This window comes from Mycolicibacterium gilvum, from assembly GCF_900454025.1.
Classification (GTDB): domain Bacteria; phylum Actinomycetota; class Actinomycetes; order Mycobacteriales; family Mycobacteriaceae; genus Mycobacterium; species Mycobacterium gilvum.
In genome coordinates this window covers 5,372,332-5,398,354 of the sequence record NZ_UGQM01000001.1, presented here as the reverse complement: position 1 = coordinate 5,398,354, position 26,023 = coordinate 5,372,332, and the positions used below count along the sequence as shown (strand labels likewise).

The window sequence follows — 26,023 nt, the reverse complement described above, 5'->3', positions numbered from 1 at the left end:
ACTGCTACGGAAGCACCGACGTTGAGGAGAGGACACACATGAAAACACGCGCTGCCGTGCTCTGGGGCTTGGGAGAGAAGTGGGAGGTTGATGAGATCGAGCTGGATCCGCCCGGTGCGGATGAAGTGCTGGTCCGGTTGACCGCCAGCGGGTTGTGCCATTCAGACGAACACCTGGTGACCGGTGATCTGCCGTTTCCGCTGCCCGTCGTCGGTGGTCATGAAGGCGCCGGCACCGTGGTCGAGGTGGGTGCAGGTGTCGAGGACCTGGCCGAGGGCGATTCGGTCATCCTGACGTTCCTGCCGTCTTGCGGGCACTGCTCTTACTGCGCGCGCGGGATGGGAAACCTGTGCGACATGGGTGCGGCGATCATGATGGGACCCCAGATCGACGGCACCTACCGCTTCCATGCCCGCGGCGAGGATGTCGGCCAGATGTGCTTGCTGGGCACGTTCTCGGAATACACCGTGGTGCCGAAGGCCTCCTTGGTCAAGGTTGACCACGGGACACCGTTGGACAAGGCGGCCTTGATCGGTTGCGGTGTCACGACCGGTTACGGCTCGGCGGTACGCACCGGTGACGTGCGCGCCGGGGATACCGTGGTCGTGATCGGCGCCGGCGGCATCGGCATGAATGCGATCCAAGGCGCCCGCATCGCTGGCGCGTTGACCATCGTGGCTGTCGACCCAGTGGAGTTCAAGCGCGAACAAGCTGGCGGTTTCGGCGCGACGCATGCCGTTGCCACCATCGATGAGGCCTGGTCACTGATCAGCGACATCACCCGTGGCAAACTCGCCGACGTCTGCGTCTTGACCACCGACGTCGCCGAAGGGGCCTACACCGCTGAGGCGCTATCACTGGTCGGTAAACGCGGCCGTGTGGTCATTACCGCGATCGGACACCCCGAAGACACGTCGATGTCGGGCTCGCTGCTGGAATTAACGCTGTATGAAAAGCAGATCCGCGGTGCCCTCTACGGCTCGTCCAACGCCGCCCACGACATCCCGCGGCTCGTCGAACTCTACAACTCCGGACAACTCAAACTCGACGAGCTGATCACCCGTGAGTACACCCTCGATGAGATCAATGAGGGCTACGACGACATGCGGTCAGGCCGCAACATCCGAGGACTCATCCGATTCTGACAGAGCACCGAAAGCAGGGAAGCGCAAAACGGCACCAAGCGAGCTCAGTACAACGATGGCGATGCTGCGGGTCAGGGGCTCTCACCGTTGACGCTTTGATGCGGATAGCGATCGAAAGCAATGTTTCCCATAGTCATAGGCGGTCGAGCTGCGCGGGTGAGATTGGCTGCGGTCGACCAGTTCTGGCACCTACCGCCAGCCGCGACGCCTTGATGGAACGTAGCTTTCGATGAGTCTTAACAGTGCTATTGGACAAGAGAGGAAGCGGCGATGGCGAGGATTGAAATTCCCTATCCCCACAGGAGAGGAGGGCACTGTGGTTCCGGTGCGCTGCGTGACCTTACTGAATGGGCACAACTAGGATGGGGGACAGAAACACTCAGTGAAGGATTGGTCTTCACCCTCGGCGGAGCCTTGGACTTCTCGTACGTCCGCTCTACGCAATTGTTTCCCCAGATCTACCTGGTAGGACGAGGAAGCGACCTGGAAAAAGACTACCTCTCCCGAGTTGGTGCAAACTGCGTAGTGCGATCGACCGATGACGCAGACGTGGGATGGTCATTTGTTACCGACGAAGTCGACAAGGGCCGACCCGTCATGGTCTGGGCTGACATCGGCGAACTTCCTTACCTGCGCGTCCGATTGCACATGAGCCGTCACGACATCGTCATCACCGGATATGATGACGAACAAGGGGTTGCCTATGTGGTCGATAATGACCGCGAGACCACCCAAACGGTGGCTTATGACGACCTGCGCCGGGCGCGGTCCTCGGTAGGGTTCCCTACACCGACCCGGCACACCACATATCACGTCGACTGGCCGGAGCGAGTGCCCGACCTTGGGCCGATTGCCGCCACTGCATTAGCCGCGAGCGCAGCTTTCATGCGCGGCGGTGCCGTAGGTGCGCCGCTACTGCGCATCGAGGCAGCTGAAGTCGAGGCCTCCGGTTTGAAGGGTGTGCAGGAGTTCGCCGATGACGTACGGCATTGGCCAACGGTGTTTGATGACGACGCCCTGACCGCGGCATTGTTCGGGCTCGGGGCGTTCATCGAGAAAGCCGGAACCGGTGGCGGGCTCTTTCGTATGCTGCAAGCACAAGGTTGCCAGAATATCGCCGATCTCCTCGGGGACGCCGCCGCAGCCGAAGCGGCGGCCGCGGCCCGACACGCTTCCCAAGCGTGGTCTGAGCTTGCGGCCGCAGCCACCGATGCCGGCACATCGCTACGGAGTCGTAGTCTCGCTGCGGCCAAAATCGCCGCGACGATCCCGGACTCCGAAACACGCCTCGTCGAAGCCCTCGAAACGGCCAGTCGATCCGTTGGCACTGTCGATACCGGCCTCGAGGCTTATCTGAAAGGCTATCTGTGAGCGACACTTCAAACGAATCGAGTTTCCTGGAGACAACTGGGTTCCTCGATTGGCAGCACGACGATGTACAGCGCTTCACCGAGGACGCGGTCGGTGACGTTCGTGACCCTGTGCAGAAGGCGAGGTTGATCTTCACCGCTGTGCGGGACAGGATTTGGTACGATCCCTATAGCACCGACGACGATCCCGAGCATTATCGGGCGAGCTATGTAGCGACAGCGTCGAGGGCGTATTGCATACCGAAGGCGGTGCTGCTGACCGCGGCAGCTCGTGCGGCGGGCATTCCGGCCCGGCTCGGATTCGCGGACGTGCGCAACCATCTGCAGACCACCACATTGCGTGCCCGGATGGGAGGTACCGACGTGTTCGTCTACCACGGATATAGCGAATTACAACTCAACAACCGCTGGGTGAAGGCCACTCCGGCGTTCAATGCCGAGCTCTGCGCGCGATTCGGTGTACCTCCGATCGACTTCGACGGCCACACCGATGCGCTCCTCCATGCCTACGACGGTGGGGGAAGCCAACACATGGAGTACCTCAACGACCGCGGTTGGTACCACGATCTCCCCTTCACCGACATCGTTACAGAGTTGCATCACCGGTACGGCCCGCTCATGGCTGGCGCTGGAGCCCAGCGTGACGCCTTCTCCCAGGAGTTGTGAGGCGCTGCGGACTGTGTGCCAGTTCATTGTGACGCGATCTGGCCGGCTATGAATACACTGCAGTCCAAGGGATTACGGGCAGGACCAGATAGCCGACAGTGTCCTAATCGGAAGGTGTGTCGCAGCGATGATCTCGGCGGGCTAACGAGTCCTACATACATATCTACCGGCGATCAGCCCAGTCGACGCCGGCGCAATTCTTCAGTCGTGTGGTGAACCACGCGCTACGAGGGTCTATTTAGGAGGGTTTCGTCATCGAAGAGCAAGCGGAAGAAGATTCGGCCATCGCATGGTGGCATAGCTTTCAGGATCGTGCTGTCGCCGCCGACGGCGACTACCTTGATGCGCACCACCCGTGGTGCCTTGGTTGCGGCACAGACAATCCGCACGGTCATCGCCTGCGAGCGCGTCGGCATGGCGACGGGGTGGGTGCCAGGCATATCTTCGACGGCAGACATCGCGGCGCACCCGGTATCGCACATGGCGGCGCAGTCATGACCGTACTCGACGACATGGTGGGCATGTTGCTGTACGTCGTCGGTGAGATGGCCGTCACCCGCAGGTTCGATACCGAGTTCTACGCGCCGGTGTTGCTGGGGGTCCCCTACGAGGTCAGCGCGGAGCTGGTGTCCAAGACCGGCCGGAAACTCGAAGTCCGGACAGAATTGCGCGAGGAGACTACCGGTCAGCTAGTCGCGTCCGCCTCAGGGTTATTCGTCGTCGTCACGATGGCGCACTTCACTAGTTCCATACAGAAGGCGACTTCGACACCCTGCATTGTGCGGTCACCCAGGGAGGGAAGATGCTGAGCACCAGCCTTGGAGGTGGCGCACGGCTGGCCGCGCGCGTTCCACGTCTCTTACCCCGCTCGACGCAAACATCATCAACGCACTCATGTACCTGGTCGCCGAGGATCACCTCCACCAGACGGCGGCCACGGGTCAGCGCCGTCGTATTCGACGGCCCGCGCCCGCGCACAGGAGACCGGTCATGAGCACCTACGGCCTGTCGGTTCTCGGCGCGGATTTGAAGTCACTGGCCCAGACCGCACACGCCGCCGATGCGGCCGGGTTCGACGCCGTATGGGCCTCGGAGTTCTACTCCCGGTCGGGTTCGATCTCCATGGCCGCGATGGCCAACTGCACACAGAACTGCCGGATCGGTTCCTCCATTCTCTACGGCGTCGGCCGAAGCCCCCTGGTGCTGGCCACCGAGGCGCGTGATCTCGACGAACTCTCCAACGGACGGCTGGTGCTGGGCATCGGCAACGGCACCAAGCGGATGATGAGCGACTGGCACGGCGTGCCCGACACCTCCGCGCCCGCGCTGCGGATGGAAGAACTCGTGATGCTGCTGCGCCGGATATGGAACCTGCATGAAGGCCCGATCCATCACGAGGGTCGTTTTTACAGAATGAATCTCACGCCGACCGGCGACGTGGGACCCTCCAGCCGGCCGATCCCGATCGTCACCGCCGGTGTCCGGCCTCGGATGTGCGAGGCGGCCGGGCGGGTGGCCGACGGGCTGGCCGGACATCCCCTGTTCACCACCACCTACGTCGAGGAGATCGTCCGGCCCGCTATCGCCAGGGGTGCCGCGCACACCGGCCGCGACCCCAATGACGTGGAAATCATTTCCATGGTGATGTGCGCCATCCACGACGACGCCGAGGTCGCCAGGCGCGAACTGGCGCAGCAGATTGCGTTCTACTCCTCGGTCAAATCCTACGAGACGGTACTTGATGTGAACGGCTTCGCCAGCGAAGGCCGAACCATCCGGGAAGCATTCGCCCAGCGCGATTTCCCGGCGATGTTCGCCGCGGTGTCCGAGGAGATGATCGACACCATGGGCGTCGCGGGGACGGCACACGAGGTCCGTGAACAGCTGAGACGCTACGACGGCGTCCTCGACCACATCATGCTGTATTCACCATCGGTTGGCATCGCTCCCGAGCGCGTGCAGCAAAACCTCGACAGCATCATTCGGGAATGCTCGCCCGCCTCGATGTCGCCAGGGCAGTCCGGTCCACGTTCAATCTGATCCACGCATTGCCGCCGAAGTTGACCCGTCCCCGTCCGCGGTCGCATTTAGTGCGTCTGTCGCGCCGACCCCGCCGACGGTTGTGCGGCGTTGTTGAGGATGTTGGCGTCGTCGCTGTCGGGGAGGTCGTGGCGGACCACGCGTACCCGCCCCCGGGGTAGGCATGCCATGTAGCCGTGGCGCTTGCCGTACAACTCCCATGCCGTTTCCTCGGAATCGGGGTCGACGTCGATGCTGTGTCCACGCGAGAACCTCAGGTGTAGCCCTCCATCGTCGCCGGACCAGGCCTGAGTGCACACCGCGCCGGCGAGGTTCAACAACGGGCGTTCGTCAGTCGCGATCTTGAGTGGATCGATGCGTACCGCTTCTGCGGGATACGGGTCGACCGCAGGCAGTGTCAGCAGCAAGGGGCACGAGATGACAATCTCGTTGTAGTCGTCCAGGTCCAGGACCAGGCCGTCGCGCACGGAGACGCGTTGCACGACACAATTTTCGATCCATTGGGTATACATGGCACTCTCCTTCGCCGCGTCATCGAGCCTCGCCCTAAGGGTACTTCAGGTAGCGCTGCGATACTACTAGTATCGTTATGCGGTTTCCGCGGGTCGTGCGCGGCTGGTCACCACGCGCCGAGTGGCCAGGTCGATGCGTTCGCGAGTATCGGCGGCCGACGCTCGGTGGCCACAAAAGGCCACGAGGTTGGCCAGCCACACGTCGGAGATGATCGCGGCGATGTGTAAATCGGCTGGAGTCGGTTCGCCGCCCCTGAGCGTGCGGGCCAGCAGGGTCTGAATTTCGGCGGCGGCGCAGTCTAGTTCTGCGGCTGCCCGGGTGTCTGCAACGGCGAACGCTCGTGTCATGGCTGATGTCAGCCAGGGATCGCGCTGCCAGCGGTCATGTAGGTGTGTGGTGAGACGTTCGAGCCGTTCCAATGGCGTGCCGTCACCGCTAGCCCAGTCGTCAGCCGAGTCGAGTCGGCGAAACTCGCGCGATAGCGCCGCCACCAACAAGTTGGTCTTCGCCGGGAAGTGGCGGTAGAGCGTGCCGACGGCGATACCGGCCCGCTCGGCGACCGACCGCATCTGAACCGCCTCATAGCCACCTGACGTGGCCACGAGCAGGGCCGCGTCCAGAATCGCTTCCCGGCGCTGGGTGGATGAATGCGAGGCGGGCGCTACAGCGGTCCGCGTCCGGCCGCCGGCTGATTTTGCCTCCAGCGGTCGGGTTTTGCCATGGCTGCGAGAAAGGGGGAGCGTCATGGTCGCCCGTCGTCGAGGCCGCCGTGACGTGAGAACTGTTCGAGAAGGCCGCCAAAAGCACTGACGTCGCCGTGCGCAGCGAAGTGATCCTGGCTGACCGCGACAAATACCGCAGTGGCGGTGAAGCGGTTGGCCCCATCGGAATCAGTGCCCGTCGCCATGACGTGCAGAGCCCGTCCTTCGCGGCACCGGATGTGGGCGGTGATCCTGTGGGGTTGATGCAGAGGTACCGGCCGCAGATACTCCACTGTCAGGCTGCGAGTCACCGCTGGTGTGCCGGCGATCCACAATGTGAATCCCAAGACGTCATCGCACGCCGCCGCAACTGCTCCGCCATGGGCCAGCCCAGGAGCCCCGATGTGGCGCTCGTCGAAAATCACGTCGGAGTACACCGCGTCGCCGCGGCGGTGCACCACCAACTGCAGTCCGTGGGGATTGTCGGGGCCGCAACCCATGCACGTTGTCGTGTGCGAAGGTAACCGCTTCGGCAGCGACGCGCTTTCCGGCACAATCACGCTCCAATACTATCGGTTTCGCTTCGATACCGTTAGTACCACACTGCTAGACTGCCAGGACAGCATCGCGTGAAATCGACCGCCGAGGTGAATGAGTGAGCGACAGTCAGCCAGCGCCGGTCCCTGACGATGACGTGGACCCGCGGCGAATCCGGTCTCGAAATCGACTGCTGGATGCAGCCGCGACCCTTCTGAGCACTGGCGGCGTGGAAGCCGTCACGATCGATGCCGTCACCAAAGCGTCCAAAGTGGCCAGAACCACGCTTTACCGCCATTTCCAAAGTTCGTCGCACCTGCTCGCAGCCACGTTCGAACGCTTGCTTCCCCAGGTGGCGACTCCGGTACCGACCAGCGGCCCTCTGCGTGACCAGTTGATCGAATTGCTAAGCCGCCAAGCCGCTCTTTTCAACGACGCGCCACTGCATGTCACGACGCTGGCATGGCTGTCCCTTGGTCCCACCGGCCCGACGAACGAAGCCGATGATCGACACACATCCGGCGCGTTGCGGGCCCGAGTCGTCGACCAGTACCGGCAACCGTTCGACGCCATACTCTCTAGCCCGACGGCGCAAGCCGAGTTGGAGAACTTCGACCGAGAACTGGCGCTGTGCCAACTGGTCGGCCCACTGGCGTTTGCCCGGATGACCGGGATTCGCGGCATCACTCACGACGACTGCGAGAACCTCGTCGATGGCTTTCTCGCCGCCCACTGCAAGAGCGACGATGGCGAGACCAAGCGCGTGAAGGCCGCCAGTCTGCATGCAGGGCGACCGCTCGCATAGCCCTCTAGCGGCAACGAGTTTCACTGCGCCCAGTCTGGCTGGTCTTCGAACTTTCCTCTGCACTCCAGTCACGTCGGCGATGGCACCGGCGAAATGTTCGCCGTCACTCGCTAGGGGCCGTGCACGCAGATCGCAGGCATGCCCACGACGACTATGTCGGGCCAGGCGACGTGAACCGCCTCAGCGTTCGCAGTGCGGTTGCTCGCGTTGAGACCCCGTAGCACTTTCGTCAATGGCATTGCGGATCGATGCGTGTTTATCGTCCGACGAAAAGTGATCGTGCTGGCCCCAGAGTGCAAGAGGTGTGTCGGAATTGGAGGAACTGGCTGGCAGGGATGGCTTGGTGGCAAGCGGGGCGGGTTACTCGGCAGTGACGACAGCGGCCGGGGCGCGCCATCGGAAGTGACGCTGAGCGACGCGCGGAACTGAGACGAATGTGGCTGTGGTCGTGGACGAAACCTCGTGTTGCTTCGTAGGTTGTCGACATGACTGCTGTGTCGAAACTGGAGGCGCGTCGTCGCGCCGTCGAGGCGCAACGCCGAGCGAACGAAGTGCGAGCGCAGCAGGACCGTGCCAACGCCGATGACGCGACCGCCGTTCGGGCGTTGATCGGACGCCTGCAGGATGTGGACGAATGGCAGGCCCGTCGCGTCGCGCAGTCTCGCCAGCAAGCGGAGGCGGAGGCGCAGCGCAGGCGCAGCCGCTATTACGCGGAAGCCTGTGCATCGATCAAGGACATGCGGGAACGTGGCGCGACGTTGGCGGCTATCGCCGAGCTGGTCGGTGTTGATGTCAGAGAGATACGCGCGCTGCTGCGCAGCAAGGCGGCGAAAGCCGTTAAGAAGCAACCGGCTGCGCGCGCTGATGCATGGCGCGACGCTCGTGTGGACACGGAGTGGCCGCGGTGCGTGCGATGCGATGTGTTGATGATGGATCCTGAAGACAGGCCACGTCGCGGACGCTGCCGGCTCTACTGCTCGGACACGTGTCGGCGCGACTCATCTGCTGCACGCATGGCTGCCGAGCGCCACGGAACGCCGATCCGCGTCGTCGAGGTGCCGAGGGCCGGTTCCGCGACCGACCTCGCCCTGACGCCTGAAGATTCACCGGCTCCTGTCCCTGTCAGCGCGCTCGACGCCGCAGACATTGCCTCCCGGGACGAGCGGGCGCTGTGCACGCTGCTAGCGAGGCTCACGGAACGGGCACGGCACAAGGACCTCGACCGAGCGACTCTGACGGCGGCGCGTGATCTCGCCAAAGCTGTTTATCCGTATCGCGCCTGAACGGCTCAGCAACCGTATCGATCATCTGGTCGTCAACGCCCGTTGTGCCCGCGTGATGCGCGCTGCGTAACCTGGGTCACGTGGCAGATAACCCGCCAGGCAATCGATGTGCGTCCTGCGCAACATCGGCATCGGCGTTGCCGAGCGCCCTAGGGCGGATCCGTCGCCAGTGAGCGCAGTCGCTCGTAACCTGCCTTCTGACTCCGCGATCCGGCCGGGAGCGGACCGCGGCGTGCTTCGATAGGTACGTGGGGCCACCCTGTCCGAAATCAGCTGTGCGATTGGTGAGGCGGACACCCCGAGTGGGTCTATGCAAACCGTCCGCGCTCGAGAGTCGGCGCTTCGATGGGTACCGACGCGCGATAGAGTCGCACGGGGCATTTGTCGACCGTGAGGAAATGGATTGGTTCCCAAGTAATCCCGGCGGCGTTCAATGACTTCCGATGGGACTTCCATTCGTCGCGAAGCGGTTTCTTCTCCGACGGTCCGAAGCGGACGTCTGTCAGCACGAGTAGTCGCACACGCTTCGGATACAGTGTGGTCCCCTCGACGATCTCCAAACGAAGCTGTTCGACGTCATCGCACCAGTCCTGCGACTTCTTCGCCTTCGAAATGAGTTTGCGCAGAGCTTCGAATACCGGACCGGCAAGCGCATCGTGCACAGCAGGCCGGCCAAGTTTGCTGGCAAGGCGCTGTCCGAGAATGAGCTCGTCCTCAATCGAGGCGAACCCCACGACCGGTTCCTGCGCAGCGAGCAAACCCTTGCTGACCGGAACGATCGCGCGCAGGTCCACGGCCCAAACCGCTCCAGGAACCGGAGGCTCACTTAGCCAGACGTAGTCGGAGAGCTGATGGTCTTTGATCTGCTGGACCTTCTCCGTCGAAAAGACTGAGATGTCGCGTACCGGGCATGCCTGCACCAGCGGATGCCGCATCCCGGGACCGCCCGCAATGTCGCAGGTCTGTGACACCACCGCGGCATACCCGCTGTCACTCAATGGTGCTGACCGAGCACGCACCTCACCCAACGCTCCATCGGCAGCGGGTTCTCCGGTTACAGGGTCGTCTACCCACGCTGGGACGATCCATGCGCCGCGATCCATCGGGAGAAGATGCCCTTGCCGCCACCGCTCCAGAGCGAGAAGCGTGTGCGGGGGCCATCGCTCCGGCAGGAGTCGATCAATAGTCACCGGGCGAATCCGTCCTCGACGTTCTCGGTCACCACCGGACCACCGGTTCGAATGATCGGTGTCTCGACGTGTTCGGCGATCCCCTCGTATACCGAAGTGCCGATCTCTCGCCGAGGGAACGGCGTCCGATCCACAGCCAGGTCAACGAGGTCGTCGAACCGGCCGTCGAGTAGTGCGGAGGCTCGCTTCTTGTCGGCACGCAGCCACCTGTTCATCGGCTGGTCCAGTGTGCTGCGGAGGTCGTCGACGGCGTCCGCCAACTCCCACAGTCCACCCAAGCTGGCTACACGGGGCCGGCTGGCGGGGGGCTTTGCCGCCCACGAGTGGAACGTGCGCTTGTTGATGCCGGTGGCCTTGAACATCTCCTTCTGCGTTAGGCCCAGTTCGGCTCGGATTCGTTCGAAGGCATCAAGAACATCGACCGTCTCGTCGACCTGTTGCTCGTCGGACAGCACCGTATCGATGAATGTATACGGCATCGTCAACCACAGCGCCGAGCCCGGAAGGTTCATCTGCCCGTCGAGACTCTTGAAAACTTCGACGCGAACCTGATCCCATCCGCACGGGTCGAGGGCTCCAGAGAAATGCGCGACGACATCCCGCAACCCCGGCGATGAACTCATCTCCACGAACGTGCTGGACCAGAGTCCGTCCTCGCAAGGGGCCGGGTACAGGCCCTTTTGTGCTCGGGCCCAGGAAGGTGACCGGAGCACGCGGGAGCCGGTCGGCTGCTGCTCCATGATCGTCATTTCGCGCTCCCTTCTCGAAGCTCTTTCAGGTAGGTATCGGTAACCGACGCCTGAAAAAGTGACAACGAAGTGCGGTTCAGCCGCTCCGCTGAGATGACGACCTCTCGCACGTCGAACGTGAATGAGGAGTGGCGGAACACGTCCGTATCGAGTAGATACTGCACGCACTTGCCCGAATCATCGCGAACTGGTCCATGCCGCAGCAACGCGCCGTGATGATCATCAAGCCGGATCTCCACCTGCTGTTGAGCACCTCGAACACTGCCGCCGAACACTGGGTTAAGCACAGGGCCCAGAAGGGTGTCGTCGATCCGGCCACGCCAAGCCTCTGCAGAGTTGAACCCACTGTCATGGAAGCGGTCGACGTACCGCAGACCGATGCGGTGCACCAACGATGGCTTGACTAACCGTCCGAGAGATTCGACCAGAACGGTTAGCGGAGCCTTCATGCTGGTACGCCACCGCTCGTAGCGGTTGACCTGCATGATCAGGATGTCGGGCATGAGCGTGACGTGTGCTCCGTCCGCGGAAGCAATTTGCCACCCACTGGACTCCGCTGCCACCTGGGAAACGCCGTTGGCCCCGAAGTCGATCCTCATCTGCTGTTGGACGGTGGGTTGAATGCTCGGGAAGTCCACCCCCGTGTTCTCCACAAGGTCGTCCCGGAAAGCAGCGGCGACCTCCGGTGTGATCTCGTCGGTACGGGCGGTATACCGGATCTCGATCACTGCGACTTCGAGGGGAGCGTTTCCGAGCAGGGTCGGATCGGCCGAGGGCAGCCCCCCCAATGGAACGTCCTCAGCTGGGCGAAGTGTGTGTGGATCGATGGTCATACTGTCCTGTCCATAGAGATGCACCTTAGATGCACCTACCGACAAGTGTAGGCGCTATCGTCAGAGATGAGGAGCAGGAGAGGCAGCGGCCCCCGGTCCGGAAATAGCGAACGCGGCTTCAAGGGATCTATGCGCCGCTCGATCGCATCTCGTCTGTCGACACGGGAGTGCGAAAGGCCATTTCGAAGCGGATGGTGCCGCCGCAAAACGGAACCTACCTAAGGACGGCTTAGGCGCAGTGTGCTGCTCTGCCGCCGTTGGGCCGGCCCGCACGCCGTCAGAGAGCCATTTGCCCTTCCAACACCGTGGGCTGTCAACGCGGCGATCTCGGCAGGTAGGTCAGCCACGAAGCGGAGCTCCAGTTCGTCGATTGCGTCTCGTCGCGCCGCTTCGAGAAGCAGGGTCGCATCGTCACGATGGGGGAGAACTCCGTGATCGCGCGCATAGCGATCTGTGACGGTATCGATGAGATCGTCCAACGAGGTGGTGAGAAGAAGCGCATCGTCGCCGGCGTGGCGCTCTGCGAACTCCTCGCGGCGTTCGCTGGACCATGTTGCTGGATAAGAAAGATCTGACAGATACAGCTGCTTGATGGCCGCCTCCAACTGGCCTGACCACCCGTAGTCAGGCCAGTCGTGGATGACCGCCTGGACGATCGCGTCGAATTGCGTGCTCACGAAGACCACTCCTCCCGTTGAGGGACCTGGTCCAGATTCTGCCCGATGGTGCCGACGCCGCTAGCCCGACAAGCGCGGTCACGACGCCTCGACGTCTAGATCGTCGGCTGAATGACCCTTCGGGACAGTCTGGCGGTGCGCGGGCAGCTCTTGAACAGAGGACGACTGCTCCCGCGGAGCCGAAATGCGCGAGGGACGCGAGGATTGCGAGTGTTGTTTGGCCGACACATCTTTGTAGGGCGGGTAGACGGTCCACAACAGGACATTCCGATGATTTCGAGCGCCATCGTCTTCGATCGCCCAACCCAGACTCCGTAGCGCGGGTGCGTGCCGTCGTAGGACGGCCGTGACATCCCGCCCGTTCCGGGGCCACTCCTTCGGCCTGCGCCAGGTGTCGCCGGTTGGCGTGACTGTCGCCAGCAGGTCGCCTCCGGACTTTGCGACGAGCGGTTCCCGGATGTGCAGCCGTAGCTGTTCGATGAACGGGTCGGCGGACAGGCTGTCTTCGGAGAGTTGATTGGCGCGTGACAGGTAACGCCGGAAGCCATGGGTCGACAGAATCTCGTCAACGGCCGCCAGCGTGCGACTGAAGTCCGCCATCCGTGGCGACACGTCGACCGAAATGGTTTCCAGCCGTTGATGGACGACGGCGGCCAGATCGAGAAGCCCGCCCAAAATCCCTGGTAGAGCCGTGCGCCACTGTTGTCGCATCGTGGCTTCCGGTTGTCGCATGTGGCGATCAATGCGTCGCAGGTCGACAGTCGCCAGTCGCTCCGCGAGGTCGGGCCGCACTGCTCCGACGTCGATGCCGTTGATGATGACGCACCGCCGAAATTTGATGACTGCGAGATCGGAGTCTGTGTACAACGCCCGTTTGACGTTGCCGTCGCCGGTGGCGGCGCGGCACAGAGAATCCGACAACCACGGCGAGATAGTCGACAGGTTGTCCAAGGCAACGACCCACGAACCGGAGGCTGCAGTGACCCACGAGTCGGCGTCACGCGGTGCCTGCCGCAGGGGGACCGGTGACGGGTCGATGAGATCGACCAGCATGCGCGTGGTTGTGCTCTTGGCGCTGCCCTGCTCGGCGAACAGCGCCAAGATCGGGTGGGGGACGTCCGTCTGGACAAGAGCGGCAACGAGGGCAGCAAGGAGGACCGGTCGGTCTTCAAAGTCGACGTTGACGAAATCCCAGAGCTTCTCGACATTCCCGCCCTGAGCCGGCAGCGGCATCGCCCCGGTCAACTTGGTACGCAGAAAGCGCACAGGTGCCCGTTCGGTGAGCGTCCACCGGCCCTGTCGGATACGAATCGTCTGGACATCGGGCCGTCCGGTGTCGATGTAAATGGTGCCGTCATCGTCAGCGACGCGGAGGTTGAGGCGTTCGGGCGGCTTCGTGGCAGCCAAACCTTCGAGGATCAGGGTGGCGTCAGTCAGCGCCTGGCCGCCGGCGACCGCGCCGGTTTCGGCGAAGTACCGTGCGGCGAGGTCGGCGCGTAGACCGGCCTTGCCGGCGCGGAGCAGCATCACCAAGTGCGGGCGGTCGCGGTCAGCGCCGAACGGCTCGCCCTCTTCTGAGAGCCCGAGCAGGTAGCGTTCCTGTGCCATGCTGACCAAGCGTGCGGCTACCGACTTCTTGTCCGTCTCGGTGTTGTCGCTCATAGGATTTCCTGCATACGGTGCTTATGCAGGCTGCGTTGACGAGCTATTCTCATGTGGAACTTCCGTGTCGGATGATCAGGTGGTTCGAACAAAGACCTCGGCTAGGCCCCGGGGTCTTTTTCGTGGGTGCGGTTCACGCGGCGTCTCCGCCTCCGCGCCGGGTTGCGCTTTCTTGCTCCGAGATCCATCGCAGCACTTCGTCGCGCCGGTAGACGACTCGGCGGCCCAAGGTGAAACTGGCCGGTCCGATGTCGCAGTGGCGCCAGTAGCGGAGAGTTCCAACGGGAATGCCGATGATGTCTGAAACCTGTTTGGCACTCAGTAGATCCATGTAGCTGCTCCTCAATAGTGGGTTCTGTCAACGAATCCAACGGTGGTGGTGGCGCCCTGCATTTGTCCACCAGTACCCTCAACTTCGCCTATAAATTGGCTCCAGTCGAACGATTTCGTCGGCTGTCGGTGGTCGGTGGGAATCTGGCACCCAACGGAGGTGGCTCACATGCAGCGACGAAACCGCCGCGCCGGCGTCGAGGACAGGTGGCGTCGATCGGACGGGACCCCTGCCGCGCGCAATGGCAAAGGGCGCCGATGGTTGGCCCGGTATGTCGATGATCAAGGCGGTGAGAACACCCGTTCGTTCGACCGCAAGGTGGACGCTCAGGCCTTTCTCAACGAGATCACAGCCGCGCAGACGATAGGAACCTATGTCGCGCCAAAAGCCGGGCGCATTACCGTCCGTGAATTGCACGCCAAGTGGCTTGGTACCCAGGGCCATTTGAAGGAGACGACGGTTGCGACACGCGCGTTCGCATGGTCGGGCTACGTCGAAGGCCGGTGGGCCGCGGTCGCAGTAGCCGACGTGCAATCGTCGGATATCAGGGCGTGGGTGCAGCAATTGGCGGCGGGTGGAGCCAAACCGGCCACCATCGAGAATGCGCTTAGCGTCCTGAGACAGATTCTGGAGATGGCCGTCGACGATCGACGGATCCCCCGCAATCCGTGTATGGGAGTGAAGTCGCCGCGACGACAGCACCGAGCACGGGGCTACCTGACGCACCGGCAGGTGGAACTTCTGGCCCGCGAGGTCGGCGAGTACGCCATCGTTGTTCGATTTCTGGCCTACACCGGGTTGCGCTGGGGCGAGATGGCAGCGCTGCGGGTGGAGTCATTCGACATGCTGCGTCGCAGGGTGAATATCCGTGAGGCGGTCGCCGAGGTGAAGGGACGTGTGGTGTGGTCGTCGCCGAAATCCCACGAACGTCGCTCGGTGCCGTTCCCGGCGTTCCTGGCCGAGCCGCTGGCCGTGCTCATGATGGGTAAGCGGCGTGAGGACTTGGTGTTCACATCGCCAGGAGGAGCACTGCTGCGAGTGTCGACGTGGCGGCCGCGGGTCTTCAACGTGGCCGTCCAACGTCTCCAGGCAGCAGACCCGGCGTACCCCACCGTGACACCGCACGACCTTCGCCACACGGCGGCGTCGCTGTCGATCAGCGCGGGGGCCAACGTCAAGGCCGTCCAGACGATGCTCGGGCACGCGTCCGCAGTCCTGACCCTGGACACCTATGCAGACTTGTTCCCGGACGACCTGGAGCAGGTTTCGGTTGCACTAGATGCGGCGCGGATGCGGTCTTTGGAATCCACTGCGGACCAGCTGCGGACTGGGAAGTAAGAAGGCCCCGACCAGAATTCCCGGTCAGGGCCTCTACCTGCGAACACACCAGTCGGGGTGGCGGGATTCGAACCCACGACCTCTTCGTCCCGAACGAAGCACGCTACCAAGCTGCGCCACACCCCGAGTGAAGCCACGACAGCGTATCGCACCCCATGCCGTTGAAGCCAAACGGCTGATCGGTTTACGACACGCCGCGGGAAGGAACAGAGGTGTCGGTGGCGTTGTGCACACTGAGGAAAGAATTCGACCGGAACGGGGCGTGACATGACCAGCTTGGGCGCATCGATCTACCTGGGATTCTTCGCGATGGCCGCGCTGTGGCTGTTCCTGACCTCCGACGTACCGCTAACGCGGCGACCGAAGGATCAGACCCAGCGGCCCGACCGCTCGAACTCGGCCAGTGATCCGGCCGACTCCGACGGATCGATGCCCTGGCTGCTGAGCCACTCGTCGCAGAAATAGGTGTCGATGTAGCGGTCGCCACTGTCGGCGAGCAGCGTCACCACCGACCCGCTGCGACCCTCGGCGACCATCTCCGCGAGCAACCCGAACGCACCCCACACATTCGTCCCGGTCGACGGTCCGACCCGCCGCCCCAGCACCCTGCTGACGTGATGGGCGGCGGCCACCGAACCGCTGTCGGGCACCGACACCATCCGGTCCACGACCCCGGGCAGGAACGACGGCTCCACCCGCGGGCGGCCGATACCCTCGATGCGCGACGACGCGTCGATCACCACGTCGACACCCTGCTGGTAGGACGGGTAGAACGCGGAGTTCTCCGGATCCACCACGCACAGCCGCGTCGGGTATCGGCGGTAACGCAGATACCGGCCGATCGTCGCGCTCGTCCCGCCGGTGCCCGCCCCCACCACAATCCAGTCGGGTACCGGGTGGGTCTCCTCACCCAACTGCTCGAAGATCGACTCGGCGATGTTGTTGTTGCCCCGCCAGTCGGTCGCCCGCTCGGCGTTGGTGAACTGATCCAGATAGTGCCCGCCGGTCTGCTCGGCCAACCGTTGCGCCTCGGCATACACCTCGGCCGACCGTTTCACGAAATGGCAACGGCCGCCCTGCGATTCGATGAGGGCGATCTTCGACGCGCTCGTCGACTCCGGCATCACCGCGATGAACGGCAACCCCAGCATCGCCGCGAAGTAGGCCTCCGAGACAGCCGTCGACCCCGACGACGCCTCGATCACCGTGGTGCCCTCGTCGATCCAGCCGTTGCACAGCGCGTACAGAAACAGCGAGCGGGCCAACCGGTGCTTCAGGCTGCCCGTGATATGGGTCGTCTCGTCCTTCAGATACAGCGCGACGTCGACCTCGGAGCACCAGCGCGACGGCAGCGGGTACCGCAGCAGATGGGTGTCCGCGCTACGCCTGGCGTCGGCCTCGATCAGCCGGACGGCGTTGTCCACCCAGATCCGCGACTGGAGGTGACACCGCGGACGTGAGGAGCGATCAGACCACGGGTCCGGTGCGCTCACCGCGCCGATACGGTCGGATGCGACAGCCCCGCCCGCGACCCCATGTCGGAGCCCCCGGTCGGTGCGGCGACCAGCGTCAGCATCGTCGCCTCGGGACGGCAGCAGAACCGCAGCGGCGCATACGGCGACGTGCCGATCCCCGCCGACACGTGCAGCTGGGTGCGGACTCCCCACCGCGACGGTCCCTTCGCGCGGGACCGATCGAGATCGCAGTTGGTGACGATCGCGCCATAGAACGGCAGGCACAGCTGGCCGCCATGGGTGTGGCCCGCCATCACCAGTTGGTAGCCGTCGGCGGCGAACCGGTCCAGCACGCGCGGTTCGGGGGAGTGCGTCAACCCCAGCGTCAGGTTCGCGGCCGGGCTCGCCGGACCCGCGACGGTGTCGTAGCGGTCGCGCTTGAGATGCGGATCGTCGACACCGGCGGCCGCGATGTGCAGGCCCTTGACCTCGAACTCGCGTCGCGTGTGCGTCATGTCCAGCCAACCGCGCTCGGTGAACGCGGCGCGAAGGTCCTGCCACGGCAGCGGCTCACCGTGGATGCGACGTCCCGGTTTGGTCAGATAGTTGGCCGGGTTCTTCGGCTTCGGCGCGAAGTAGTCGTTGCTGCCGAACACGAAGACCCCGGGCACCGCCAACAGGTCCCCGAGCGCCTGCACGACCGCCGGCACAGCCTTGGGGTGGGACAGGTTGTCGCCGGTGTTGACGACGAAGTCGGGCTCCCACTGCGCCAGCTCGCGCAGCCACTCCTGCTTGCGCCGCTGCTGCGGGCGCATGTGGATGTCGCTGATGTGCAGCACCTTCAGCGGCGACGACCCCGGTGTGAGCACGGGCATCGTCGCCTCCCGGACGACGAATGCGTTGCGCTCGATCAGCGACGCGTAGGCGATCCCCGCTGCGAGCGTGCCGGCCGACGCGAGAGCAGTGGTCTTGAGGATCGCACCGGGTGAACGAGAAGGCACAGCTGACATTCCCGCAGTTTACTGCCCGTACCTGTGTGGCACAGGTCGTCGGGTCAGCCCGGCGGCGGAGGTGGTGGTGGCGGCGGACCGAGCACCGGCACCGTGATGGGCGGCAGACCCGGGATCTGGATCACCGTCTCGCCCGCCGGTGGCGGTGGGCCGCCCGGCGGTGGCGCGCCGGCAGGAGGTGGCGGCGGGGCAGGTGCGATGCCGTTGGAGATCTGGATCGTGACGATCGACCCCGGCACCGTCTGACCGCTGGGCGCCGTGCCCACGACCGTTCCGTATCTCGACGAACTGTTCACCGGCGTCGCCTGGTCGGCGACCTGGAACCCGGCCTCGCGCAGCCGCGCCCGGGCGGTGTCCTGATCCATGCCCGCGACACTCGGCACCTTCGAACCGGGCGCGCCCTCGACGTAGCGCGGGTCGGTCGGCGGGAGCGTCACATCACCGAACGCGGTAGCGATCGGCTGCATCGCGGAGAACCACGTCCTGGCCGGCTCGTTGCCGCCGAACAGATTGCCCGATCCGCACTGACGCAGCGGGAACGAGCACAGCTCCGTCGGCGCGGTCGAGTCGTCGTAGATGTAGCTGGCGGCCGCGTAGCGGTTGGTGAACCCGAGGAACGCCGACGACCGGTTGGCCTCGGTGGTGCCGGTCTTGCCCGACATCGGCAGGTTCCAGCCGACCGAACCGGCGGCTCCGGCGGCGGTACCCGCGCCGGTGTCGTCCTTGCTCATCGCATTGGCGAGCGTGTTGGCCAGCCCCTCGGGAACCGCCTGCTCACAGGTCTCGGTGGTCACCGACACGGGCTCGCCGTAGCGGTCGTACACCTCGGCGATCGGGTTGGGCGGGCACCACATGCCGCCGGAGGCCAGCGTCGCGGCGACATTGGACAGCTCCAGCGCATTCACCTCGATCGGGCCCAGCGTGAACGACCCGATGTTCTGCCGCTTCACGAAATCGGCCAGGCTCTCGTTGCTCTCGGGGTCGTAGTCACGCGCGGTACCCGGCAGCGCGTAGGAGCGCAGCCCCAACCGCACAGCCATGTCGACGGTGCGCTGCACACCCACCTGGGCGATCAGCTTCGCGAACGCGGTATTGGGCGAGGTGGCCAGCGCATCGGTGACGCTCATCGTGCCGCGGTAGTTGCCCGCGTTCTGCACGCACCACGTCGCCGGCGGGCAGCCGCGGGCGCCGCCGCTGCCCAGGCCCTTGGCCTCGAAGCGCGACGGCGAGTCGAGCTGGGCGTTGATACCCATCCCCATCTCCATCGCGGCGGCGGTGGTGAAGATCTTGAAGACCGACCCGGCGCCGTTGCCGACCAGCGAGAACGGCTGCGGCTGCATCGTCTCCCCGGCATCGAGATTCAGGCCGTAGGTGCGGTTGCTCGCCATCGCGAGCACCGGATGGGAGTCCTTACCCGGCTTGACCACGCTCATCACGCTCGCGACACCGGGCAGATCCGGGCTGGCGTACTGGGTGATCGCGTTCTTGACCGACGCCTGCACGTCGGGGTCCAACGTCGTCTTGATCATGTAGCCGCCCTTGGCGACCTGGTCCTTGCTGATCCCCGCGCGGGCCAGGTAGTCCAGCGCGTAGTCGCAGAAGAACGCGCGGTCACCGGCGGCGATGCAGCCGCGGGGCAGTTCCTTGGGCTGCGGCAGCACACCGAGGGGCTCCTGCCGGGCGGCGCGCAGCTCGTCGGCGTACTCGGGCAGGTTCTCGATCATCGTGTCGAGCACGACGTTGCGACGGGCCAGCGCGCCGTCGGGATTGGTGTACGGGTTCAGCGTGCTCGTCGACTGCACCATGCCGGCCAGCAGCGCCGCCTGCTGCCAGTTCAGATCCGTGGCGTTGATCCCGAAGTAGGTCTGCGCGGCGTCCTGGACACCGAACGCGTTGTTCCCGAAGGACACCAGGTTCAGATAGCGCGTCAGGATCTCGGGTTTGGTGAACGTCTTGTCCAGCGTCAGCGCCATCCGGATCTCGCGCAGCTTGCGCGCCGGGGTGGTCTCGATCGCGGCGCGCTTCTCGGCGTCGGTCTGCGCGATCACGAGCAGTTGGTAGTTCTTGACGTACTGCTGCTCGATCGTGGAGCCGCCGCGGGTGTCGAGGTTTCCGGACAGGTAGCCGGACAGACCCGTCAGCGTTCCCTGCCAGTCGACACCGTTGTGGTCGGCAAACCTTTTGTCCTCGATGGAGACGATCGCCAGTTTCATCGTGTTGGCGATCTGATCGCTCGGGACCTCGAACCGCCGCTGGCTGTAGAGCCACGCGATGATGTTGCCCTTGGAGTCGGTCATCGTGGAGACCTGAGGGACCTCGCCCTCCACCAGTTGGGCCGAGCCGTTGGCCACGACATCGGAGGCACGGTTGGACACCAGACCGAAGCCACCGACGACGGGGAACAACAGTCCGGCGACGATCACACTGGCGAGTACGACGCACCAGGCGAGCTTGATCACCGTCACCGCGCGCGGCGGTTGTGTCGGGGGCTGCTCCGGCATGCGTACAGACTAGCGACGACTTCGCCGAAGGCTTCCCTCGAGCAGCCGGAATGTGCTCATGACAGGCCGTGTCAAAAGCCGTTGACGAGCGCTTCTGCCCGAGTCGGAGCTCTGCGAGGGCGCACTGTACGCGCCGGACTGCACGGTCGTCCCAAAAAAGGGGTCACGAACGTATTGCGCAAATCGGCTGTGACCACCTAAATTGAGCGCACAGTGCGATGCAGGTCACACAGACCGGTTGCAATGTGGCGTAGATCGCACTAGCAATCCACGCGTACGTTAATAATCGTCTGCGTTGTCGGGGCGCGGCCAGAACGATAGGGGATCGCTGGTGTCATCAATCAAGCCCGCGGCTCGTCCAACTACAGTCACTGCACCTACTCCTCCCGTTGTGCAGGGCAAGGAAGCGGAAGCCCGCATCGCGTGGGTTTCGCAAGCACGGTGTCGCCAGACTGATCCGGACGAGTTGTTCGTCCGGGGCGCCGCTCAGCGCAAGGCGGCCGTCATCTGCCGCCACTGCCCGGTCATCGCGGAGTGCGGTGCCGACGCGTTGGACAACCGCGTGGAATTCGGTGTGTGGGGCGGCATGACCGAGCGTCAGCGCCGCGCCCTTCTCAAGCAGCATCCTGAGGTCGTTTCCTGGGCAGACTTTTTTGCCGCGCAACGCAAGCACCGTACTGCTGGCTAAGTCGATTGCCAGCTGAGCCGCGATTGCCTGATTCGCGGGTCGGCACATCCGACATCGCCTTCTCGTCCGTATGGCCGCACCCGTGGGTGCGGCCATACGACTGTCCGGGGCCCGGGCGGCCCCGGGGTGGTTATGCCGCGGGTGCCTCGCCGGTGATCTGATCCGCGATCGCCCGCAGCGCGTCCAGATCGGACACGTCGAACGGCAGGGACGGAACACCGACCAGCGCCACGTGCGGGTTGGCTCCGGTGAAGCGCGACAGCAACCGCACCTCCCGCTTCGCGGTCGACGCGCGGGCCGCGTGGATCCGCAGTGCCGCCGCGGCCACGGAGTCCGGATCGGTCTTCTGCAGCTCGTCGGCGGCTTCGGCGGCCTTGTCCGCGTGCAACTCGCACAACGTCGGATGGGTGCGGTTGAGGATCAGCCCCGCCAACGGCATGTGCTCCTCGGAGAGTCGGTCGACGAAGAACGACGCCTCGCGCAACGCATCCGGCTCGGCGGCCGACACCACCACGAACTGGGTGCCGCGGCGCTTCAACAACTCGTACGTCCGGTCCGCCTTCTCCCGGAACCCGCCGAACGTCGCATCCAGCGACTGCACGAAAGTCGCGGCGTCCGAGAGCATCTGAGATCCCAGGATCGTCGACATCGCCTTCATCGCCAGGCCCATCGCACCGGTGACCAGGCGGCCGATGCCGCGCCCGGGCGCCAGCAGCATCCGCCACAACCGGCTGTCCATGAAGCTGCCCAGGCGTTTCGGTGCGTCGAGGAAGTCCAGCGCGTTGCGCGACGGCGGGGTGTCGACCACCACGAGGTCCCATTTGTCCTCTGACAGAAGCTGTCCCAGCTTCTCCATTGCCATGTACTCCTGCGTGCCGGCAAGGGAGGTGGCCACCGTCTGATAGAACTGGTTGTCCAGAATGGCGTCCGCGGTGCCGGGACCCGAATACTGCACCACCATCTCGTCGAAGGTGCGGCGCATGTCGAGCATCATCGCGTGCAGCTCGCCCGTCACCTCGGGAGCCATCGGCACCCGCTGCGGAGTGTTGCCCAGACTCTCGATGCCGAGGGCCTGCGCGAGACGCTTGGCCGGATCGATGGTCAGCACGACGACGGTGCGCCCGTACTCCGCCGCGCGCAGAGCCATCGCCGCCGCCGTCGTCGTCTTGCCGACACCGCCTGCGCCGCAACAGACGACGACGCGGTTGGAGGTGTCGCGAAGAATCGAGCCCATGTCCAGGGCCGGTGGGGTGGTGCTCATGGGTGTTCCTCTGCTCACCGCACGCCCTGATGGGCGAGCTCTTCTGCGAGTTCGTACAGGCTGCCGAGATCGACGCCGTCGGGCAGCGTGGGCAGATCGAGCCGAGGGACGTCGAGCGCGGCGAGCTGCTCGGCGCTCTCGGTGCGAGCCCTGATGCGCGTCGCATGCTGGATCGTCTCGGTCAGCAACCCGGCGAAATCGTTGTCGGACAAGGTGATCCCCGCACTCGCCAGCCCGGCGCGCACCGCGTCGGCGTCGACCGCGCCGTCGGCGGCCTTGGCCAGATCGTCGGGCGCCAGGTACGACGAGATGTTGCGGTTGACGATCACGCTGCCGACCGGCAACCCCATCTCCCGCAGTTCGTCGATCGCCTCCAGCGTCTCCTGGATCGGAAGCGCCTCCAACAACGTCACCAGATGGATCGCCGTCAGATCGGAGTGCAGCAGCTTGACCACACCCTCGGCCTGCGAATGCACCGGCCCGCCCTTGGCCAGATCCGACACCGCCTTGGTGACGTCGAGGAAGCGCGCGATCCGGCCCGTGGGCGGGGAGTCGACGACCACCGCGTCGTAGGCGGTGCCCTTGCCGCTCTTGTCCGCTTTACCGGCCTTGTCGTTGCGGGTGACGATCTCCTTGATCTTGCCGGTCAGCAGCACGTCCCGAAGCCCCGGCGCGATCGTCGTCGCGAACTCGACGGCGCCGATGCGGCGCATCGCCCGGCCGGCCAGACCGAGGTTGTAGAACATGTCGAGATACTCGAGGAACGCCGCCTCGGTGTCGATGGCCAGCGCGTTGACCTGGCCGCCGCCGTCGGCCGTGGCGATCTTGACTTCCTCGTACGGCAGCGGGGGGACGTCGAACAGTTGCGCAATGCCTTGGCGCCCTTCGACTTCCACCAAAAGAACCTTGCGGCCGCCCGCAGCCAGCGTCAGCGCCAGCGCCGCGGCGATCGTCGACTTACCGGTGCCGCCCTTGCCCGATACGAAATGCAGGCGTGCCTTCGTCAGGCGCGACGGCCAGCCGACCGGTTTGGGACCGTCCGTTGTCCCGGTATATGTGGTAGCCACCCCAGCATGCTAGCCATAGCGGATCGCCCGGCGGATAAGCTCAGCCGCATGAGCGAACCGACCCGCTGGGAGTACGCGACCGTCCCCCTCCTCACCCATGCCACCAAACAGATCCTGGACCAGTGGGGTGAGGACGGCTGGGAGCTGGTCTCCGTGCTGCCCGGACCCACCGGAGAGCAGCACGTCGCGTACCTCAAGCGCGCGAAATGAGCTCCGGCTGGCAGGCGCGCCTGGACGAACTCGGTATCGAGTTGCCGGACGTCGTCGCCCCGCTGGCGGCCTACGTCCCGGCGGTGCGTACCGGGAACCTCGTCTACACCTCCGGTCAGCTGCCCATCCGCGACGGCGAGCTGCTCGCCGCCGGCAAGGTCGGCGCCGAGGTGAGCGCCGAGGACGCCAAGCCGCTGGCGCGGCAGTGCGCGTTGAACGCGCTGGCCGCCGTGCACGCCCTGACCGGGATCGAATCAGTCGTCAAGGTCGTCAAGGTCGTCGGCTTCGTCGCCTCGGCACCCGGATTCGACGGACAGCCCGGCGTGATCAACGGTGCGTCGGAGCTCTTCGGCGAGATCTTCGGCGAGGCCGGGGCGCATGCCCGGTCCGCCGTCGGGGTATCGGAGTTGCCGAGGAACACGCCGGTGGAAGTGGAAGCGATTTTCGAGGTCGCGTAGGTGGAGCATCCCGCGTACAACGTGCTGCGGCCGGTGACCGACACCGCGTCGGTGCTGCTGTGCGAGAACCCGGGACTGATGACGCTCGACGGGACCAACACCTGGGTGCTGCGCGGACCGGGCAGCGACGAGATGGTCGTCGTCGACCCCGGCCCCGACGACAAGGACGAGCACATCGAGCGGCTCGCGGCGCTCGGCCGGATCTCGCTGGTGCTGATCAGCCACCGCCACGGCGACCACACCGGCGGCATCGACCGCCTCGTGGACATGACGGGCGCCGTCGTGCGCTCGGTCGGTAGCGGATTCCAGCGCGGTTTGGGCGGCACGCTGACCGACGGAGAGGTCATCGACGCCGCCGGTCTCGCGATCACGGTGATGGCGACGCCGGGGCACACGGCCGACTCGGTGTCCTTCCTCGTCGACGACGCCGTCCTGACCGCCGACACCGTCCTCGGACGCGGCACCACCGTCATCGACAGCGAGGACGGCGACCTCGGGGACTACCTGGAATCGCTGCGCCGTCTGCGCGGGCTCGGGCACCTGACGGTGCTGCCCGGGCACGGTCCCGAACTCGACGACATGGCCGCCGTCAGCGAGTTCTATCTGGCCCACCGGGAGGAACGGCTCGCCCAGGTGCGAGGCGCACTCGGCGCTCTCGGCGAGGACGCGACAGCGCGACAGGTCGTCGAACACGTCTACACCGACGTCGACGAGAAGCTGTGGGACGCCGCCGAATGGTCGGTGCAGGCCCAGCTGAACTACTTGCGTCGCTGACACCCGCCGAGATTGCGTTCCAGCAGCGAGTTACTCGAAGTTCCTCTGCTGGAATGCAATTTCGGCGCAAAGAGGGCGAGGGGTTACCTCGCTCGGCGCGCCAGCCGCTCCGAGTCGCTGATCAGCACGCTCTTGCCCTCCAGGCGGATCCACCCGCGGTGCGCGAAATCGGCGAGAGCCTTGTTCACGGTCTCGCGGGATGCGCCGACGAGCTGAGCGATCTCCTCCTGAGTGAGGTCGTGCGTGACGCGCAGCGCGCCGCCCTCCTGGGTGCCGAAGCGCTGCGCGAGCTGCAGCAGCTGCTTGGCGACACGGCCGGGGACGTCGGTGAAGATCAGGTCCGCGAGGTTGTTGTTGGTGCGGCGCAGACGACGGGCCAGCACGCGCAGCAGCTGCTCGGCGATCTCCGGACGGTCGGCGATCCACGCCCGCAACGCTTCACGGTCCATCGACACCGCGCGCACCTCGGTGATGGTGGTCGCGCTCGAGGTCCGGGGACCGGGATCGAAGATCGACAGCTCACCGAACATGTCCGACGGGCCCATGATCGTCAGCAGATTCTCGCGGCCGTCGGGGGAGCGCCGCCCGATCTTCACCTTGCCGGAGATGATGATGTACAGGCGATCGCCGGGCTCACCCTCGGCGAACACGGTGTGCCCTCGGGGGAAGTCGACTGGCTGGAGTTGTTTGGTCAGCGCGGAAACAGCGCTGGGTTCCACCCCTTGGAAGATTCCGGCCCTGGCCAGGATCTCGTCCACGT

Annotated in this window: 28 protein-coding genes and 1 tRNA gene; 12 read left to right on the top strand and 17 right to left on the bottom strand. The window is 64.8% G+C overall.

Features of this window, described 5'->3' with window-relative positions:
* The first annotated feature begins 38 nt into the window (after window positions 1-38).
* The 3 genes from DYE23_RS25400 to DYE23_RS25390 all read left to right on the top strand — a co-directional run bounded on the left by DYE23_RS25400 (window position 39) and on the right by DYE23_RS25390 (window position 3,181).
* Entirely contained in the window at window positions 39-1,145 is a 1,107-nt protein-coding gene (locus DYE23_RS25400) for an NDMA-dependent alcohol dehydrogenase (protein ID WP_067992199.1), read from the top strand.
* Between the two features lie 270 nt (window positions 1,146-1,415).
* Window positions 1,416-2,516, top strand: coding sequence for a BtrH N-terminal domain-containing protein (locus tag DYE23_RS25395; protein ID WP_067992202.1), 1,101 nt, complete (start codon window positions 1,416-1,418; stop codon window positions 2,514-2,516).
* The gene (locus tag DYE23_RS25390; protein WP_043985051.1) at window positions 2,513-3,181 is read left to right on the top strand and encodes a transglutaminase-like domain-containing protein; all 669 of its coding nucleotides are present in this window, start codon (window positions 2,513-2,515) and stop codon (window positions 3,179-3,181) included. Before DYE23_RS25395 ends, DYE23_RS25390 begins: the two co-directional genes overlap by 4 nt.
* 224 nt (window positions 3,182-3,405) lie before the next feature.
* Here DYE23_RS25390 and DYE23_RS30950 read toward each other — a convergent pair whose 3' ends face one another.
* Entirely contained in the window at window positions 3,406-3,639 is a 234-nt protein-coding gene (locus DYE23_RS30950) for a hypothetical protein (protein ID WP_162291742.1), read from the bottom strand.
* On the opposite strand from DYE23_RS30950, the gene DYE23_RS25385 reads away from it, so the two are divergent.
* The gene (locus DYE23_RS25385) at window positions 3,607-3,990 is read left to right on the top strand and encodes a PaaI family thioesterase (protein WP_078281697.1); all 384 of its coding nucleotides are present in this window, start codon (window positions 3,607-3,609) and stop codon (window positions 3,988-3,990) included. The genes DYE23_RS30950 and DYE23_RS25385 overlap by 33 nt on opposite strands.
* A gap of 181 nt (window positions 3,991-4,171) precedes the next feature.
* On the top strand, window positions 4,172-5,221 hold the full coding sequence (locus tag DYE23_RS25380) for an LLM class flavin-dependent oxidoreductase (RefSeq protein ID WP_062655119.1): 1,050 nt from the start codon (window positions 4,172-4,174) through the stop codon (window positions 5,219-5,221).
* A 47-nt stretch (window positions 5,222-5,268) separates the two neighbouring features.
* Here DYE23_RS25380 and DYE23_RS25375 read toward each other — a convergent pair whose 3' ends face one another.
* From DYE23_RS25375 to DYE23_RS25365, 3 genes are all read right to left on the bottom strand, one after another.
* On the bottom strand, window positions 5,269-5,733 hold the full coding sequence (locus DYE23_RS25375) for a DUF6188 family protein (protein ID WP_062655118.1): 465 nt from the start codon (window positions 5,731-5,733) through the stop codon (window positions 5,269-5,271).
* A 75-nt stretch (window positions 5,734-5,808) separates the two neighbouring features.
* Window positions 5,809-6,480 (bottom strand): TetR/AcrR family transcriptional regulator, encoded by a 672-nt coding sequence (locus DYE23_RS25370; RefSeq protein WP_067992207.1) that lies wholly within the window; start codon window positions 6,478-6,480, stop codon window positions 5,809-5,811.
* Window positions 6,477-6,935, bottom strand: coding sequence for a PaaI family thioesterase (locus DYE23_RS25365; protein WP_218620378.1), 459 nt, complete (start codon window positions 6,933-6,935; stop codon window positions 6,477-6,479). Before DYE23_RS25365 ends, DYE23_RS25370 begins: the two co-directional genes overlap by 4 nt.
* Window positions 6,936-7,090: 155 nt before the next feature.
* Between DYE23_RS25365 and DYE23_RS25360 the strand changes: the two genes are divergently transcribed.
* Window positions 7,091-7,777 (top strand): TetR/AcrR family transcriptional regulator, encoded by a 687-nt coding sequence (locus DYE23_RS25360; RefSeq protein ID WP_067992211.1) that lies wholly within the window; start codon window positions 7,091-7,093, stop codon window positions 7,775-7,777.
* Window positions 7,778-8,262: 485 nt separating this feature from the next.
* Window positions 8,263-9,060, top strand: coding sequence for a coiled-coil domain-containing protein (locus DYE23_RS25355; protein ID WP_067992214.1), 798 nt, complete (start codon window positions 8,263-8,265; stop codon window positions 9,058-9,060).
* A 308-nt stretch (window positions 9,061-9,368) separates the two neighbouring features.
* On the opposite strand, the gene DYE23_RS25350 is transcribed toward DYE23_RS25355, so the two are convergent.
* The 6 genes from DYE23_RS25350 to DYE23_RS25325 form a co-directional block, all read right to left on the bottom strand.
* On the bottom strand, window positions 9,369-9,995 hold the full coding sequence (locus DYE23_RS25350; protein WP_083000307.1) for a hypothetical protein: 627 nt from the start codon (window positions 9,993-9,995) through the stop codon (window positions 9,369-9,371).
* A gap of 251 nt (window positions 9,996-10,246) precedes the next feature.
* Window positions 10,247-10,873 (bottom strand): helix-turn-helix domain-containing protein, encoded by a 627-nt coding sequence (locus tag DYE23_RS25345; RefSeq protein WP_133052440.1) that lies wholly within the window; start codon window positions 10,871-10,873, stop codon window positions 10,247-10,249.
* 122 nt (window positions 10,874-10,995) lie between these two features.
* Window positions 10,996-11,832, bottom strand: a complete 837-nt coding sequence (locus tag DYE23_RS25340) for a TIGR04255 family protein (RefSeq protein WP_070953156.1) — start codon at window positions 11,830-11,832, stop codon at window positions 10,996-10,998.
* A gap of 218 nt (window positions 11,833-12,050) precedes the next feature.
* On the bottom strand, window positions 12,051-12,509 hold the full coding sequence (locus DYE23_RS25335) for a transposase (protein ID WP_131822210.1): 459 nt from the start codon (window positions 12,507-12,509) through the stop codon (window positions 12,051-12,053).
* 78 nt (window positions 12,510-12,587) lie between these two features.
* Window positions 12,588-14,171 (bottom strand): AICE element replication initiation protein, encoded by a 1,584-nt coding sequence (locus DYE23_RS25330; RefSeq protein WP_067992223.1) that lies wholly within the window; start codon window positions 14,169-14,171, stop codon window positions 12,588-12,590.
* Window positions 14,172-14,304: 133 nt separating this feature from the next.
* Window positions 14,305-14,502 (bottom strand): helix-turn-helix transcriptional regulator, encoded by a 198-nt coding sequence (locus DYE23_RS25325; RefSeq protein WP_062657835.1) that lies wholly within the window; start codon window positions 14,500-14,502, stop codon window positions 14,305-14,307.
* A gap of 42 nt (window positions 14,503-14,544) precedes the next feature.
* On the opposite strand from DYE23_RS25325, the gene DYE23_RS25320 reads away from it, so the two are divergent.
* Entirely contained in the window at window positions 14,545-15,840 is a 1,296-nt protein-coding gene (locus DYE23_RS25320; protein WP_235660493.1) for a tyrosine-type recombinase/integrase, read from the top strand.
* 52 nt (window positions 15,841-15,892) lie between these two features.
* On the opposite strand, the gene DYE23_RS25315 is transcribed toward DYE23_RS25320, so the two are convergent.
* The 4 genes from DYE23_RS25315 to ponA2 all read right to left on the bottom strand — a co-directional run bounded on the left by DYE23_RS25315 (window position 15,893) and on the right by ponA2 (window position 20,805).
* Window positions 15,893-15,966, bottom strand: a tRNA-Pro gene (locus DYE23_RS25315).
* Between the two features lie 242 nt (window positions 15,967-16,208).
* Entirely contained in the window at window positions 16,209-17,333 is a 1,125-nt protein-coding gene (gene cds1, locus DYE23_RS25305; protein ID WP_372516294.1) for an L-cysteine desulfhydrase Cds1, read from the bottom strand.
* The gene (locus DYE23_RS25300; RefSeq protein WP_115328472.1) at window positions 17,330-18,304 is read right to left on the bottom strand and encodes a metallophosphoesterase; all 975 of its coding nucleotides are present in this window, start codon (window positions 18,302-18,304) and stop codon (window positions 17,330-17,332) included. Before DYE23_RS25300 ends, cds1 begins: the two co-directional genes overlap by 4 nt.
* Before the next feature lie 44 nt (window positions 18,305-18,348).
* Complete coding sequence (gene ponA2, locus DYE23_RS25295; protein ID WP_011892263.1) at window positions 18,349-20,805, bottom strand: transglycosylase/D,D-transpeptidase PonA2; 2,457 nt, start codon at window positions 20,803-20,805, stop codon at window positions 18,349-18,351.
* 331 nt (window positions 20,806-21,136) lie between these two features.
* Between ponA2 and DYE23_RS25290 the strand changes: the two genes are divergently transcribed.
* Entirely contained in the window at window positions 21,137-21,493 is a 357-nt protein-coding gene (locus DYE23_RS25290) for a WhiB family transcriptional regulator (RefSeq protein ID WP_011892264.1), read from the top strand.
* A 130-nt stretch (window positions 21,494-21,623) separates the two neighbouring features.
* On the opposite strand, the gene bagB is transcribed toward DYE23_RS25290, so the two are convergent.
* Window positions 21,624-22,754, bottom strand: coding sequence for an ATPase BagB (gene bagB, locus DYE23_RS25285; protein ID WP_115328471.1), 1,131 nt, complete (start codon window positions 22,752-22,754; stop codon window positions 21,624-21,626).
* 14 nt (window positions 22,755-22,768) lie between these two features.
* Entirely contained in the window at window positions 22,769-23,821 is a 1,053-nt protein-coding gene (gene bagA, locus DYE23_RS25280) for an ATPase BagA (protein ID WP_115328470.1), read from the bottom strand.
* Between the two features lie 48 nt (window positions 23,822-23,869).
* Between bagA and sp36 the strand changes: the two genes are divergently transcribed.
* From sp36 to DYE23_RS25265, 3 genes are read left to right on the top strand one after another with little or no spacing between them, the layout of a single operon-like run.
* Window positions 23,870-24,031, top strand: a complete 162-nt coding sequence (gene sp36 / locus DYE23_RS25275) for a Sp36 family protein (protein WP_013472940.1) — start codon at window positions 23,870-23,872, stop codon at window positions 24,029-24,031.
* Entirely contained in the window at window positions 24,028-24,489 is a 462-nt protein-coding gene (locus tag DYE23_RS25270) for a RidA family protein (RefSeq protein ID WP_011892267.1), read from the top strand. Before sp36 ends, DYE23_RS25270 begins: the two co-directional genes overlap by 4 nt.
* Window positions 24,490-25,263, top strand: a complete 774-nt coding sequence (locus DYE23_RS25265; RefSeq protein ID WP_011892268.1) for an MBL fold metallo-hydrolase — start codon at window positions 24,490-24,492, stop codon at window positions 25,261-25,263.
* Between the two features lie 83 nt (window positions 25,264-25,346).
* Here DYE23_RS25265 and crp read toward each other — a convergent pair whose 3' ends face one another.
* Window positions 25,347-26,021 carry a cAMP-activated global transcriptional regulator CRP gene (crp, locus tag DYE23_RS25260; RefSeq protein ID WP_003931718.1) on the bottom strand — a complete coding sequence of 225 codons (675 nt, stop codon included), beginning with the start codon at window positions 26,019-26,021 and terminating at the stop codon, window positions 25,347-25,349.
* Window positions 26,022-26,023 lie beyond the last annotated feature (2 nt).